Genomic DNA, 14753 nt, shown 5'->3' with positions numbered 1-14753 from the left:
GGCAGCCTTGGGCAAATGGGAGTGGCGTCGGTAAAATGACGTCCGGTCCGTGATTATAGCGAGTGCCCCGCGAGCGGCCGACCGGCCGCGTCGCGCACCGCAGCACTATTGGGAGAAAGCAATGCCATCGTTCGACGTAGTCTGCGAAGCGAACATGATCGAAGTCAAGAACGCGATCGAGCAGTCCAACAAGGAAATTTCAACCCGCTTCGACTTCAAGGGGTCGGACGCGCGCGTCGAGCACAAGGAGAACGACATCACCGCCTACGCGGACGACGACTTCAAGCTCGGTCAGGTGAAAGACGTGCTGGTGTCCAAGCTGGCCAAGCGCAATGTAGACGTGCGCTTTCTCGACTACGGCAAGGTCGAGAAAATCGGCGGCGATAAGGTCAAGCAGGTCATCAAGATCAAGAAGGGCGTGTCCGGCGACCTGTCGAAGAAAATCGTGCGCCTCGTGAAGGACAGCAAGATCAAGGTCCAGGTCAGCATTCAGGGCGACGCGGTGCGGATCACGGGCGGCAAGCGCGACGATCTGCAGAGCGTGATTGCGATGCTGCGCAAGGACGTGACCGACACGCCGCTCGACTTCAACAACTTCCGCGACTGAACTCGCTGCGGCGCGGCGTCTGACCTGGCGGCACGGCCGCCAACAACGCCGCCGGCGATCAGGATTTGTCGCCGCTCGCCGTACCCGCTGCCGCGGCGGCTTTCTTGCTGTCGCCAATCCGGCTTTCCTGCCCGCGCATCAGCTTGGCGATGTTGGCGCGATGGCGCCAAACAAGCAGCGTACTCATCACCACGATGGCCAGTGCAATGACGTGCGGCCCGAACAGAAAGCCGTCGAAAAGCGGCGCGAACACGGCTGCGGCGAGCGCCGCCAGCGACGAATAGCGCGTAAAGAACGCCACGATCAGCCAGGTGGCCAAAGTAGCCAGGCCGAGAATCGGATTGATCGCGAGCAGCACGCCCGCCGCGGTCGCCACACCCTTGCCGCCCTTGAAGCGGAAGAAGATCGGGTACAGGTGGCCGAGAAACACGGCAACCGCCGCAATGGCCACCGAGGTATCGTCCAGACCGTAGCGTGCGCCGAAGTGCACGACGAACCACACCGGCAGCCACCCTTTGAAGGCATCGCCGATCAGCGTGAGAATCGCGGCTTTCTTGCTGCCGCTGCGCAGCACGTTGGTCGCGCCCGGATTGCCGGATCCGTAAGAACGCGGGTCGTCCAGACCCATCGCGGCGCTCACGATCACGGCAAACGACACCGAGCCGATCAGGTAGGCAACGACAGCAACGATCAGGTTTTGCATCTGGGGACTCTTATAAGGATCGGCGGCCGGAAAACGCGAGACCCGACCGCAACACAGCGCGCCAAGCGCGCTACTCGCAAAGAAACGGCGCACATTCTACCGAACCCGCCGGCCCGGAAAACATTCAGGCAAACGTCAATCGACGCTTAATCGACGCTCGCGCACTGCACCGGCTTCGCAGCCAGCAAATCGGTCAGCACCTTCGGCGCGATGCTGACCAGAAAGCCGCGCCGCCCGCCGTTCAGCCAGATCTGCTCCATATCCAGAATCGTGGACTCCACATACACCGGCATCTGCTTGCGCGTGCCGAACGGCGACGTGCCGCCGATCAGATAACCCGAATGACGATTCGCCACCTCGGGCTTGCACGGTTCGACCCGTTTGGCGCCGATCTGCCGCGCCAGATTCTTGGTGCTGACGGTACGATCGCCGTGCATCAGCACGATCAGCGGCTTGGCGTGCTCGTCTTCCATCACCAGCGTCTTCACGACGTGATGCTCGTCCACGCCGAGCTGGCGCGCCGATTCGCCGGTGCCGCCGTGCTCGACATAATCGTAAGGATGTTCGCCGAACGTGACGCCGTGACGGCGCAAAAACTGCGTCGCGGGCGTTTCGGAAACGTGTCTGGATTTGCTCATCGGCGCATTGTAATGGCGAGTCCGCGCAACGGCTATTTGCCGAACGGCCAATTGTTCGCGTCAGTCGATTGTGGCACGATCGTTTGGCACAATTCCAACGCCACGACCGGTTGCCGCGGCCATTCTGGCCGCATGCAGCGCATGGAGACAGTATTGAGTTTTGATTCGAGCACCCGCCACGCCATCGACATTCCCAGGCTGCTGGCCGCCCTACCCGCGCGTATCGCCGAGATTCCCGTGCTCGCCGCCGCGCGCGATCCGCACCACGTCGCGCTGATCGAAGACGCGCGCCAGTTCACCAGCGCGCAGTTGTTGCAGGCGGTCGAGGCCACCGCAGGGTTGCTGCGCGAATGGGGCGTGCGCGGCGGCGACCGGGTCATGATCGTGGCGGAAAACAGCATCGCGCAAATCGTGCTGCTGTTCGCCATCGCGAAGCTCGACGCATGGGCGCTCGTGTCGAACGCACGGCTTTCCGCGGCCGAACTCGATGCGATCCGCGACCATGCGCGCCCGCGCGTCGTCGCCTATGCGGTGGAAAGCTCGCCGGACGCGCAACAACACGCACTGCGTCACCACGCGAGCGACGCGCCAGCCACCACGCCCGACATCGGCCGCTGGTCTTACACCGTAGACGACACGGCGCAAAGCGAGCCGGTCGAGGCCGCGAGCGAGCGCCAATGCGCCGCGCTGATCTACACCACGGGCACCACCGGCGCGCCGAAGGGCGTGATGCTCTCGCATCGCAACCTGCTGTTTATCGCGGCCGTATCGAGCCGTTTGCGCAAGGTCGGTCCCGACGACGTGGTGTACGCCGTGCTGCCCATCTCGCACGTCTACGGTTTCGCGTCGGTGTGTCTCGGCAGCCTGCATGCCGGCGCAACGCTACGTCTTGCACCGCGCTTCGCGCCCGAAGCCGTGCGTCGCGCGCTGGCCGACGAGCGCGTATCGATTTTCCAGGGCGTGCCGGCCATGCACGCCAAACTGCTCGAACATCTGCAGACCCATCGGCACCCCTGGTCGGCGCCGCACCTGCGTTTCGCGTATTCCGGCGGCTCGCCGCTCGACGCCGCATTGAAGGCGCAGGTCGAACGCGTCTACGGCATTGCGCTGCACAACGGCTACGGCATGACCGAAAGCAGCCCGACCGTTTCGCACACCATGCTCGACGCGCCGCGCAACGACTGCTCGGTCGGCGAAGTGATTCCCGGCGTCGAAGTGCGCTTCGCCGGGCGCGACGGTGTCGACGTGGCGGCAGGGGAAATCGGCGAACTCTGGGTGCGCGGTCCGAACGTGATGCTGGGTTATTACCGGAACGCCGAACTGACGCGCGGCGCCGTCAGCGAAGACGGCTGGCTCAAGACCGGCGATCTCGCCCGGCAAGATGCGGACGGCGCGCTGCATATCGTCGGGCGCAGCAAGGAACTGATTATCCGCTCGGGCTTCAACGTGTATCCGTCGGAAGTCGAGCATGCGCTGAACGCGCATCCGCAAGTCGTGCAGTCCGCCGTGATCGGGCGCGCGGTCGAAGGCAACGAAGAAGTGGTCGCCTTCGTCGAACTTGCAAGCGGCGCCACGGTAACGCCCGTCGAACTGATTGCCTGGTGCAGCGAGCGCCTTGCGCCCTACAAGCGCCCCGCCGAAGTGAAAGTGCTCGCGGCGCTGCCGGCGGCTTCAACCGGCAAGATTCTCAAACACCGCTTGCGAGAGTTTCTTTAACGCCCGCCGTTGCGCGCGTTCAACCTCGCGGATGATGCTGCGCGTGCAGCGACTTCAAGCGCTCGCGCGCCACGTGCGTATAGATTTGCGTGGTCGAGATATCGGTGTGGCCGAGCAGCAATTGCACCACGCGCAAATCGGCACCGTGGTTCAGCAGATGCGTGGCGAACGCATGCCGCAGCGTGTGCGGCGAAAGCGGCGCATGCACGCCGGCCGCCAGCGCGTGCCGCTTGATGATGTTCCAGAACTGCTGACGCGTCATGCCCTCGGCGCGCGAGGTCACGAACAGCGCGTCGCTCGCGCGTGCGCCGAGCAGCGCCGGGCGCGCCTCACGCAGATAACGCTCGATCCAGCCATGGGCTTCCTCGCCGAACGGAATCAGGCGCTCTTTCGAGCCCTTGCCCATGACGCGCACCACGCCTTCGTTCAAGCCCACTTCCACGGTTTTCAGCGTCACGAGTTCGGTCACACGAAGGCCGCTTGCGTACATCAACTCCAGCATCGTGCGGTCGCGCAGACCGAGCGGGGTGGCAACGTCCGGCGCGCCGAGCAGCGCTTCGACCTGCGCTTCGCTGAGCGTGGACGGAAAGCGCGGCGGCTGTTTGGCCGAGCGGATACGCACGGTCGGATCGACCTGCGCGCGATGCTCGCGCACGGCCCAGCCGTAGTAGCGGCGAAACACCGAAAGACGCCGGTTCGCCGACGTGGATTTGTCTTTCTGACGCGCCGCGCTGTAGGCGTTGAGATCGGCCTCCGAAGCGGTGTCGAGCGACACGTTGCGTAGCGCGAGCCACTCGCAGAACAATCGCAGATCGCGCCGGTAGGCGTCGAGTGTATTGCGCGACAAACCGTGTTCGAGCCAGAGCGCGTCGCAGAATGCGTCGATCGAGGCGGAGCTTGCCAGAAACAGGGGTGACGCGACGGGCGCGTCGTCAGCGAGGGTGTCGCTCATGCGTACGGAATGCCTTCATGCGCCAGCAGCCAGCGCTTCACGTTGAGAAAGAAACCATCTTCGGCGTGATGCGCGAAGCCGCCGAGCCCGCTCGAACTCACCACGCGATGACACGGAATCACGATCGGAAAATAATTCGAGCCGCACGCCTGGCCCACCGCACGCGGCACACTGCCGATCTGTTTTGCCAACTGCCCATAAGTGAGGACGGTGCCGGCCGGAATGTCGCTGATGGCCTGCCAGACGCGCCGCTGGAATGCAGTGCCGACCGGCGCCAGCGGCAACTCGAAATGCGCCGACGCATGCTCGAAATAACGTTCGATCTGTTCGACGGCTTGCCGCGCGAGCGGCGTATCGGGCTCGATGTTGCGCGTCGACGCCGGCAAATAGACGATCTCGCGCACGGCTTCGCCATCGAGTCGAATGCCGACCTTGCCGAAAGGCGCATCGATCACTGCGTTGAACATCCTTGCATGCTCCGTGACTGGCGGCGTGGCGTCGCGTAAAGAAGCGCGTGCCGCCGACCGCAATGCCACTACTTTACGCTGCTTCCAATGCCCATTCCACATGCTCGCGCACCACGTCGGACGGGTCCTCAGCGCGTTGCCGCAGCGCCTCGACGATCGCCTCGCGCGCTTCTGCACCGAGACTTTCCGGCGCGACTCGCAGCGCGTTGCCCATGCCCACGGCGAGATTGCGCAGCCAGCTTTCGTAACCGATGCGACGAATCGCGCTGCCCTGCATGCGCGTGTCGAAGTCGTCGGCGCTCCACGCGAACAGCTCCACCAGCGACGCACGATCGAGTCCGTGCCGCACGTCGAAATCGGCGACCGGCGCGGCCTGCGCGAACTTGTTCCATGGACACACCAGCTGGCAGTCGTCGCAGCCATACACGCGATTGCCGATCAACGGCCGCAACTCCAGCGGAATGCTGCCCTTCAGTTCGATCGTCAGATAGGAGATGCACAGCCGCGCGTCGACCTTGTAAGGCGCGACGATCGCGCCGGTCGGACACGCGCCGATGCAGCGCGTGCAACTGCCGCAATGCGAGCCCGGCGTTTCGGGCGCGAGTTCGGGCGACGTCTCCGCATCGGTCGGCAGCGGCACGTCCACGTAGATTTCGCCGAGAAAGAACAGCGAGCCGGCGTCGCGCTGCAACAGCAACGTGTGCTTGCCGCGCCAGCCGATCCCCGACTTCTGCGCAAGTTCTACCTCGAGCACGGGCGCCGAATCGGTAAATACACGGAAACCGAATGCGCCGATCTCGGCTTCGATCTTTTCGGCGAGATGCTGCAGACGGTTGCGCATCACCTTGTGATAGTCGCGGCCACGCGCATAAACCGACACCACCGCCGCCGCCGGATCACGCAGACGCGCCTGTTCGAGCGCGCGCCAGTCACGCGTCACGCCCATTGCAGCGGACGCATCGGACGCCAACGGCGGCTCCTGCAAGCTGCTGCCGGCCGCCTCGCCATGCAGGGTTTGCGCCGGCAAGTAAGCGATGCGCGCGGTAATCACACGTCGCGTGCCGGCCACAAGCTCGGCAGGCCGCGCGCGTTTCATACCGTGTTTCGCCATATAATCCATCTCGCCGTGGCACCCCGCTTCCAGCCAGGCTGCAAGCGGCGCTTCGGCCGCGGAGAGATCGGTGTCGCTAATGCCGACTGCTCCGAAACCCAGTTCACGGCCCCACGTTTTGATGTTCAGCGCGAGCGTCTTCAACGCCGCTTCATCGAAACGACGCTCTCCGCGCGCATCGTCGTCGAATGCGGGCGCGTGGGGTACAGGGGACTCCGGACTTCGGTTCATCACGCCATTTTACGAGAATGCCCGTCAATCCCGATCACGCGATCCCACCTCTCGCACCTGTCCTGCTCGAACGCACTGTCGCGCTCGCGGACGAAGCCGCGACGAATGCCTTCGGCGAACGCTTCGCGCAGGCAATCGAAAGCGTGCGCGAAGCGCAACTGAAAGCGCAGCAGGGTTCGCAGAACGGCGCGGCATTCCACGGCTTGCAGGTGCAGCTCGTCGGCGATCTCGGCGCCGGCAAAACCACGCTCGTGCGCGCTACGTTGCGCGGCCTCGGTCACACAGGCCGGGTGCGCAGTCCCACTTACACGCTCGTCGAACCGTACGTGCTCGAATTGCGCAACGGAGAACGCGGGGAACTCGCGCTCTATCACTTCGATCTGTACAGATTCACCGATCCGGCCGAATGGGCCGACGCAGGCTTTCGCGAGTACTTCGACAGCGGCGCGGTCTGCCTCGTCGAATGGCCGCAACGCGCCGGGCGTCTGTTAGGCGTGCCGGATCTCGTTTTCTCGCTCGAACTGGATAGCCGGAACGAGGGAGACGGCCGGGTGCTCGTCGCGCGGGCATACAGCGAATCAGGAAAGGCATGTCTCGAAAGATGTTGATCAAACCGTTCCGCTCGATCGAATCGGCGGCTACCGCAACGCATAACTGGCGGCGCCGGCAGATTCTGCGCGCGGGCGCGTCGACGCTGGTGCTCGGCCTCGTGGCACCGCGTCTGGCGATGGCCAGTTCGGTGCTCGGCGTGCGGGTCTGGCCAGCGCGCGACTACACCCGCGTCACGATCGAATCCGATCAACCTCTGCAAAACGCGCAGCAGTTGCTGCAAGGTCCCGACCGGCTGGTGGTGGACCTGAGCGGTCTCGATCTCGATCAGGCGCTCAAGGACCTCGTCTCGAAGATCACGCCGAACGATCCGCAGATCCAGTCGGTGCGTGTCGGGCAATATCAGCCGCACGTGGTGCGCATGGTGTTCGACCTGAAGGGATCGGTGAAGCCGCAGGTGTTCACGTTGCCGCCGGTCGGCGCGTACAAATACCGGCTGGTGTTCGACCTTTACCCGGCCGTCGCGCCCGACCCGCTGATGGATCTGCTCGCGCAGACCGAACGCAAGCAGCAGAGTCTCGACGAAAACAGCGCGCCGCCCGCGACGCTGAGCGGCCCCGGCACCACGCCGCCCACCGCCGACAACAGCGAAGCCTTCTTCGAACGTTACGCACAGAACGGCGGCGCCGGCAGCGGTTCGTCGACCGTGCCGCATCCGCCGAGCCACGTCGTACCCACGCCGGCGCCGCCGATTCTCGGCAGGCCCACGGCACCCGTCGCGCCACCCGTCATCGCGCGTAATAACGGCGCGAACGGCAACGCCAAGGGCAGCGCGAACAGCAGCACGCTCGGCGACAGCGACGACAGCACTGACAACTACGCCTTCACCAATCCGAAGACCGGCAAGAGCAACACGGTGCGTCTGTTGACCGTCGCGATCGATCCGGGTCACGGCGGCGAAGACCCTGGCGCGATCGGCGGCTCGGGGACCTACGAGAAACACGTCGCGCTCGACATCGCCAAGAAGCTGCGCGCGAAGATCGACGGCCAGCCGAACATGCGCGCCATGATGACCCGCGACGCCGACTTCTTCGTGCCGCTGAACGTGCGCGTGCAGAAGGCGCGGCGCGTCGGCGCGGATCTGTTCGTGTCGATCCACGCCGACGCGTTCACCACGCCGGACGCCAAGGGCTCGTCGGTTTTCGCGTTGTCCGAGCATGGCGCTTCGAGCGCGGCCGCGCGCTGGATGGCGAACAAGGAAAACTCGTCGGATCAGATCGGCGGCATCAACATCAAGTCCGCGGACGCCACCGTCAACCGCGCGTTGTTCGATATGTCGACCACGGCGCAGATCCGCGACTCGATGCGCTACGGCAACTTCGTGCTGAAGGAAATCGGCGGCATCAACAAGCTGCACAAGGGCTCGGTCGAGCAGGCCGGCTTCGCCGTGCTGAAGGCGCCGGATATTCCGTCGATCCTCGTCGAGACGGCCTTCATCAGCAACCCGGACGAAGAGCGCCGCCTGAACGACGACGCTTATCGCGAGAAGATGGCCGACGCGATCATGACCGGCATCAAGCGCTATTTCGCGGCGAATCCGCCGCTGGCGAAAAACCGCATGACGTGACGCGTGGATCGAGCGCTCAACTGAGCGCCCGACTGGGCAAACAAAAACGGCCGCCTGCTGACGCAGCGGCCGTTTTTTATATCGCACGGTTTTTTGCGCCGTGCGTGACGTTCAGCAACGCCGGTTCAACGCGCCGGCGACAGGCGCTGCATGACCCAGCCGCCGAACACGTTCACCGCCAGTCCCGCCATCACGAGCAACGCGCCCACCACCTGCGGCATGGTCAACTGCTCGTCGAGGAACAGCGAAGCGGACGCCAGCCCGACGATCGGCACCAGCAGCGAGAACGGCGCAACCTGGCTCGCCGGATAGCGCGACAACAAGCGGCTCCACAAACCGTAACCGATCAGCGTGGCAATGAACGCCAGATACACGATGGCGAAGATCGACGTCGCGCTGATGCCCGCAAGCGCGGCGCCGATCCGCTGCGGCCCTTCGAACACGTAAGACAACGCGAAGAACGGCAGCGGCGGAATCAGACTGCCCCACACCACCAGTCCCACCAGATCGACCTGACCCACCCGCTTCGTGACGATGTTGCCGAGCGCCCACGAGCAGGCCGCGCACAAGGTCAGCACGAAACCGGCGAGCGTCATGGCATGACCGCCTTGCAGACCGATCACGGCGAGGCCGCCCGCGGCGATCAGCAAACCGACCACGTTAGGCAGGCGAAACCGCTCGTGCAGGAAGAGTGCCGCGAAAATCAGCGTGAAAAACGCCTGCGCCTGCAAGACCAGCGAAGCGAGTCCGGCCGGCATGCCGACATACATGGCGGAGAACAGGAAGGCGAACTGGCCGAACGAAATGGTCAGGCCGTAGGCGAAAAGCCAGCGCACGGGCATCTTCGGACGCTTGACGAAAAACACCGCCGGCACCGCGGCCAGCGTGAAGCGCAGCGCGCCGAGCAGCATCGGCGGCACACCATGCAAGCCCACTTTGATGACGACGAAGTTGACGCCCCACGCGACCACGACGATTAGCGCGAGCAACAAATCCCTGGGCGACATCCGGCTCTCCATTCGATGGTTCGATCCGCCAGTTTAGCGGAGCCGGCAGCGCCCGGCGACGCCGTCCGCTACGGATTCCCGGACGGCCGCGATGGCGGCGCGACGTCGATATTCCGGCCGCCGCAGTAGAATCGACAATCGAGCAAAAAATCCAACCCCAACTCAAGCCGAGCCGCCCATGTCTTCCTCGATCAAAGCCGTCCTCAAACCGCACCTGCGCGACGTCGGCAGTCTCACCGTGCGGCGCGTGCTGCCTGCCATGGCCGCCCGGCTGGTCGGCCCGTTCATCTTCTTCGACCACATGGGACCGGCCACGCTCGAACCGGGCGTCGGGCTCGACGTGCGTCCGCATCCGCATATCGGCCTCGCCACCGTCACGTATCTGTTCGAAGGCTCGATCATGCATCGCGACAGCCTCGGCTCCGAGCAGAAAATCGTCCCCGGCGACGTCAACTGGATGACGGCCGGGCGCGGCATCGTGCATTCGGAGCGCACTCCGGCCGAAGACCGCGCGAGCGGGCTGACCATGCACGGCATCCAGACGTGGGTTGCCCTGCCGCTCGACGACGAAGAAGTCGAACCGTCGTTCGCGCATCACGCTGCGGACACGTTGCCGGTGGTCGAACGTAACGGCGTGCGCCTGCACGTTATCGCGGGCACCGCGTTCGGCGCGACCTCGCCGGTCACGACCTTTTCCGGCACGCTCTACGTCTGCGCGCATTTCGCGGCAGGCGGCGCTTTCGCGCTGGAACCGGAGCACGAGGAACGCGGCGTCTATTTGGTGGACGGCGATCTGGAAATCGACGGCACGCCGCTCGAAGTCGGGCAAATGGCGGTACTGGCGCTCGACGAAACCGTGACGCTCGCCAGCACGAACGGCGCGCGCGTGATGCTGCTGGGCGGCGAGAAGCTGGACGGCGAGCGCTTCATCGAATGGAATTTCGTGGCCAGTTCGCGCGAGAAAATCGAGGCCGCCAAGCTGGCATGGACGCAACAGGAAATGGGCAAGGTGCCGGGCGAAACCGAATGGATTCCCCTGCCCGAGCGCAAGGCGCATTGACATTCGCGCATTCGGCCCCAACTAGGACAACATCCGCTTTATCGACGAGGACGCAATGGACACCACTCTGGCCACTTTCGAACAGGACGTCATCACCGCGTCGACACTGGCTCCCGTGCTGGTCGACTTCTGGGCGCCATGGTGCGGCCCGTGCAAAACGCTCGGCCCGATGCTCGAGAAGCTCGAAGCCGAAGCAGCCGGCAAGTGGAAGCTGGTGAAGGTGAATGTCGACGAGAATCAGGAACTGGCCGCGCACTTTCAGGTGCGCAGCATTCCGCACGTCATGGCTTTCGCAGACGGCCGCCCGGTCGATCAGTTCGTCGGCGTGCTGCCGGAAGGCCAGTTGCGCGAGTTTCTCGACCGCCTCGTGCCGCAAGGCGCGGACGCAGCGCGTCTCGAAGCGCACACCGCCCTCGCCGAAGGTCGTCGTGAAGATGCGTACGACGCGCTGCAAGCCGCGCTCGCCTACGACCCCGGCTTCGACGACGCCCGCATGGACCGCATCGAACTGCTGCTCGAAGACAATCGTATCGACGAAGCGCGCAATGAAGTCGATCTGCTGTCGCCGAAAACCACGCAAGGCATCGACGCGCGCTTCAACGCCATCAAGACGCGTCTGGACGCCGTGGACGCCGCCGCCGATCTGCCGCCCACCGACGCGCTCGAAGCCAAAGTCGCCGCCGACCCGGCCGATCTCGAAGCCCGTTTCGACCTGGCCAGCGCGCTGATTGCGCGCCGCAAATACGAAGGCGCGCTGGAACATCTGCTCGCCATCGTGCAGCGCGACCGCACCTTCCGCGACGACATCGGCCGCAAGACGATGCTCTCGGTGTTCGATCTCGCCGCGCATCAGCCGGAGCTGGTCTCGCAATGGCGCCGCAAGCTGAGCGCGCTGCTGTACTAAACGCGCGTTAGAGGTCTCTCAACCCGCCGCCTGTTTCGCCAAGGCCCGCAGCACATGCGCGGCCGCGGCGAAACCGAAACTCGCGGTCACGCACACACTCGATCCAAACCCCGCGCAGTTCAAACCCACCGGTCCCGTTTGACTGGGCAAGCTGTCCGCTTGTCCGGTTTCCTCGTCGATATCGCCAACGGCGGCTTCCGGGTAGATCAGCGGTTCGTCCGAATACACCGCGCTCACCTTGAATTTTGCCTTCGGGCCGCGCGGGAAACCGTGCAGCTTGCGCAACTGTCCGCGCACCTTCGAGAGCAGCGGGTCCTGAATGGTCAGCGCGAGATCGTCGATGCGGATACGCGTGGGGTCCAGTTGGCCGCCCGCGCCGCCCACCGTGATGAGCGGCTGCTTGCGCTCCACGCACCAGGCGATCAATGCCGTCTTGGTGCGAACGCTGTCGATCGCGTCGATCACGTAATCGAAGCCGCCGCCGAGCGTGGCGTCGAAATTATCCGGCTCTACGAAGTCTTCGATCAGCCGCACGTCGCACGCCGGGTTGATCGCCGCGATGCGCTCGGCCATCGCCTCGACCTTCGGCTTGCCGTAGTTGCCGTCCAGCGCGTGAATCTGCCGGTTGGTGTTGCTCTCGGCCACGTTGTCCAGATCGATCAGGGTAAGCGTGCCGACCGCGCTGCGCGCCAACGCTTCGGCCACCCACGACCCCACCCCGCCGATGCCGATCACCGCGACGTGCGCACCTTCGAATGCGGCAAGCGCGGGCGCACCATACAGCCGGGCGATGCCGCCGAAGCGCCGGGCATGATCGGCTGTATGACTCCCGTCGATGCTGGTAGTAAGATCGGATTGCGCGGCAATGCTGGACATGATGGCGGACTCGGTGGAAAACAAACAAACTACGGAGAAGCGTCTGGCAGACTAAAAAACGGCAGGCAAGGCGACAGGACGTAGCACGTCAAAATGCCTGCAGACCGTATTTTGCCTGATCGAATTCATTTGCATGGTCGCACGCCTTGCATCACGCGTCGGTCTGGAACGCGCAAGCTTGGACACGTAGAAGGCCTGGGTGCAGGCCTGTTGTTGATCTGGTTGCGGGCAAAAAATTTGCTCCTTGGATATACTGGACTGACTGTAAGCGTTCGCATAAGAACATGACCTCACTCGCCGAACTTCGGAAAAACTATTCGCTGGGTTCTCTGGACGTCGCCGACATCGACCGCGATCCGTTCTGTCAGTTCGACAAATGGTTTGAGCAGGCCGTCGCAGCGCAATTGCCCGAGCCGAATACGATGACGCTCGCCACTGTCGATTCTCGCGGCAGGCCATCGGCGCGCATCGTTCTGATCAAGGGCGTGGACGAACGGGGCTTCGTGTTCTTCACCAATTACGAAAGCCGCAAAGGCTGCGAGCTCGCTGCCAATCCCTTTGCGAGCCTGCTGTTTTACTGGATCGAACTCGAACGCCAGGTGCGTATCGAGGGCCGCGTCGTCAAGACGAGCGCGGAAGAAAGCGATACCTACTTCGCCTCGCGTCCGCTCGGGTCGCGCATCGGCGCATGGGCATCCAATCAGAGTCAGGTAATTGAAAGCCGTTCGCAGCTCGAAACACGCGAACGCGAAATCAGTCTGCAGTACGGCGACCAACCACCGCGCCCGCCACATTGGGGCGGCTTTCGTTTGGTGCCCGAAGCAATCGAATTCTGGCAGGGCCGACCGTCGCGTCTGCACGACCGTCTGCTCTATACGCGTTCAGGCGAAACCAGCGACTGGCAAATCTCCCGCCTCTCGCCCTGAAACCGAATTGATCGCCGTACGCGCGCAGCCGATGCAGCAGCGCGCGCCGGCCGGATTGCGCCCATGGCATGGGAGTTGGGCCGTGGCGTGCGCGATCCACACAGGCTTTGCTTTAGTTCAACGGACACGGAGAAATCACATGTTCTGGGAGAAGAAGCTGGCGCAGTGGGTGGAAGACGTAAAAACCAGGGCTAACCTGCCAGCACGGCTCGTGCTGTGGGATGGCCAGCAACATGACTTCGGGCAGTTTGCCGCGCCCCAGGTCACGCTACACGTGAAGAGCGCCACGGCGCTGCCTTATCTGCTCGAACCGAGCCTCGACAATCTCGGCGAGGCGTACGTGAAGGGCAAGATCGACATCGAAGGCAAGCTGTCGGACATCATCAATATCGGCTACTCGCTCGCCCGCAGCACGGTCACGAGTGCGAGCAAGCTGGCGCGCGTGCGACGCTACTTCAATCACTCGAAGTCGTCGGACAAAAAGGCCATCCAGTATCACTACGACGTCTCGAACGAGTTCTACAAGCTCTGGCTCGACGAGAACATGGTGTACTCGTGCGCCTACTTCGAGAACGGCGACGAAGATCTCGCCACCGCGCAGATCAAGAAGATCGACCACATCCTGACCAAGATCCAGTTGCAACCCGGTCAGCGTCTGCTCGACATCGGCTGCGGCTGGGGCGCACTGGTCTTGCGCGCGGCGCAGAAATTCGGCGCGCAATGCGTGGGCGTGACGCTCTCGCAAAACCAGTTCGATCTCGCCACCGCGCGCGTCAAAGCCGCGGGCCTCGAAGACAGGATCGAAATTCGTCTGCAGGATTACCGCGACGTGGACGGCCAGTTCGACCGGATCACTAGTGTGGGGATGTTCGAACACGTCGGCCGCAAAAACCTGCCGGGCTATTTCCAGAAGATCCACGATCTGCTGGCGGACGACGGCGTCGCGATGAACCACGGCATTACATCGAGCGACTCGGACAGCGGCGAGACCGCGCTGGGCGGCGGCGAATTCATCGACCGTTACGTGTTCCCCGACGGCGAACTGCCGCACATCAGCCTCGCGCTCGAATCGATGCAGCGCGGCGGGCTGGAAGCGGTTGACGTCGAAAGCCTGCGCCGTCACTATGCGCACACGCTGGACATCTGGGCGGAAAACTTCGAGGCTCATGCCGACGAAGCCCGCAAGCTGGTCGACGACGAAAAATTCCGTATCTGGCGCGTGTATCTCGCCGGTTGCGCGTACGCGTTCGAAAACGACGACGTCTCGATCTACCAGGTGGTGTGCCGCAAAGCCGGCCGCAGCGCGAAAACCCTGCCGTGGTCGCGCCGCTATATGTACGACAAAAAGCCGTGATGTGTCATGCCGCGGCGGCGTGCTG

15 protein-coding genes are annotated in these 14753 nt (G+C 63.9%); 8 read left to right on the top strand and 7 right to left on the bottom strand.

All coding sequences use genetic code 11. The features are described 5' to 3' along the window. Positions 1-121 precede the first annotated feature (121 nt). Positions 122-607 carry a YajQ family cyclic di-GMP-binding protein gene (locus P3T18_RS28195; protein WP_429303243.1) on the top strand — a complete coding sequence of 162 codons (486 nt, stop codon included), beginning with the start codon at positions 122-124 and terminating at the stop codon, positions 605-607. A 58-nt stretch (positions 608-665) separates the two neighbouring features. Here the strand turns inward: P3T18_RS28195 and plsY are convergent, their stop codons facing one another. Continuing rightward, positions 666-1310, bottom strand: a complete 645-nt coding sequence (plsY, locus tag P3T18_RS28190; protein ID WP_429303242.1) for a glycerol-3-phosphate 1-O-acyltransferase PlsY — start codon at positions 1308-1310, stop codon at positions 666-668. Positions 1311-1456: 146 nt separating this feature from the next. Next, complete coding sequence (gene ybaK / locus P3T18_RS28185; protein WP_429303241.1) at positions 1457-1948, bottom strand: Cys-tRNA(Pro) deacylase; 492 nt, start codon at positions 1946-1948, stop codon at positions 1457-1459. Positions 1949-2089: 141 nt separating this feature from the next. Between ybaK and P3T18_RS28180 the strand changes: the two genes are divergently transcribed. Beyond that, the gene (locus P3T18_RS28180) at positions 2090-3664 is read left to right on the top strand and encodes a class I adenylate-forming enzyme family protein (protein WP_429303240.1); all 1575 of its coding nucleotides are present in this window, start codon (positions 2090-2092) and stop codon (positions 3662-3664) included. Positions 3665-3683: 19 nt separating this feature from the next. Here the strand turns inward: P3T18_RS28180 and xerD are convergent, their stop codons facing one another. From xerD to queG, 3 genes are all read right to left on the bottom strand, one after another. Further along, the gene (gene xerD, locus P3T18_RS28175) at positions 3684-4616 is read right to left on the bottom strand and encodes a site-specific tyrosine recombinase XerD (RefSeq protein ID WP_429303239.1); all 933 of its coding nucleotides are present in this window, start codon (positions 4614-4616) and stop codon (positions 3684-3686) included. Beyond that, on the bottom strand, positions 4613-5083 hold the full coding sequence (locus P3T18_RS28170) for a methylated-DNA--[protein]-cysteine S-methyltransferase (protein WP_429303238.1): 471 nt from the start codon (positions 5081-5083) through the stop codon (positions 4613-4615). The genes xerD and P3T18_RS28170 overlap by 4 nt, the downstream gene beginning before the upstream one ends. A gap of 73 nt (positions 5084-5156) precedes the next feature. Beyond that, positions 5157-6425, bottom strand: a complete 1269-nt coding sequence (gene queG / locus P3T18_RS28165) for a tRNA epoxyqueuosine(34) reductase QueG (protein ID WP_429303237.1) — start codon at positions 6423-6425, stop codon at positions 5157-5159. A 17-nt stretch (positions 6426-6442) separates the two neighbouring features. Between queG and tsaE the strand changes: the two genes are divergently transcribed. Next, positions 6443-7033 (top strand): tRNA (adenosine(37)-N6)-threonylcarbamoyltransferase complex ATPase subunit type 1 TsaE, encoded by a 591-nt coding sequence (tsaE, locus tag P3T18_RS28160; protein WP_429303236.1) that lies wholly within the window; start codon positions 6443-6445, stop codon positions 7031-7033. After that, positions 7015-8601 (top strand): N-acetylmuramoyl-L-alanine amidase, encoded by a 1587-nt coding sequence (locus tag P3T18_RS28155; RefSeq protein WP_429303235.1) that lies wholly within the window; start codon positions 7015-7017, stop codon positions 8599-8601. The genes tsaE and P3T18_RS28155 overlap by 19 nt, the downstream gene beginning before the upstream one ends. A gap of 125 nt (positions 8602-8726) precedes the next feature. Here P3T18_RS28155 and P3T18_RS28150 read toward each other — a convergent pair whose 3' ends face one another. Then, complete coding sequence (locus P3T18_RS28150; RefSeq protein ID WP_429303234.1) at positions 8727-9608, bottom strand: EamA family transporter; 882 nt, start codon at positions 9606-9608, stop codon at positions 8727-8729. Between the two features lie 178 nt (positions 9609-9786). Here P3T18_RS28150 and P3T18_RS28145 point away from each other — a divergent pair, with 178 nt between their 5' ends. Together P3T18_RS28145 and trxA are read left to right on the top strand one after the other, a co-directional pair. Next, on the top strand, positions 9787-10668 hold the full coding sequence (locus P3T18_RS28145; RefSeq protein ID WP_429303233.1) for a pirin family protein: 882 nt from the start codon (positions 9787-9789) through the stop codon (positions 10666-10668). 55 nt (positions 10669-10723) lie between these two features. Beyond that, positions 10724-11572, top strand: a complete 849-nt coding sequence (gene trxA / locus P3T18_RS28140) for a thioredoxin (RefSeq protein WP_429303232.1) — start codon at positions 10724-10726, stop codon at positions 11570-11572. 18 nt (positions 11573-11590) lie between these two features. On the opposite strand, the gene tcdA is transcribed toward trxA, so the two are convergent. Further along, positions 11591-12448, bottom strand: coding sequence for a tRNA cyclic N6-threonylcarbamoyladenosine(37) synthase TcdA (gene tcdA, locus P3T18_RS28135; RefSeq protein ID WP_429303231.1), 858 nt, complete (start codon positions 12446-12448; stop codon positions 11591-11593). A gap of 284 nt (positions 12449-12732) precedes the next feature. Between tcdA and pdxH the strand changes: the two genes are divergently transcribed. Together pdxH and P3T18_RS28125 are read left to right on the top strand one after the other, a co-directional pair. Further along, entirely contained in the window at positions 12733-13374 is a 642-nt protein-coding gene (gene pdxH, locus P3T18_RS28130; RefSeq protein ID WP_429303417.1) for a pyridoxamine 5'-phosphate oxidase, read from the top strand. A gap of 139 nt (positions 13375-13513) precedes the next feature. Beyond that, on the top strand, positions 13514-14728 hold the full coding sequence (locus tag P3T18_RS28125) for a class I SAM-dependent methyltransferase (protein ID WP_429303230.1): 1215 nt from the start codon (positions 13514-13516) through the stop codon (positions 14726-14728). Positions 14729-14753: the final 25 nt, after the last annotated feature.

The sequence above is a fragment of the Paraburkholderia sp. GAS199 genome, assembly GCF_050436585.1.
Lineage (GTDB): Bacteria > Pseudomonadota > Gammaproteobacteria > Burkholderiales > Burkholderiaceae > Paraburkholderia.
This window is presented reverse-complemented; position numbering and strand designations above follow the sequence as displayed.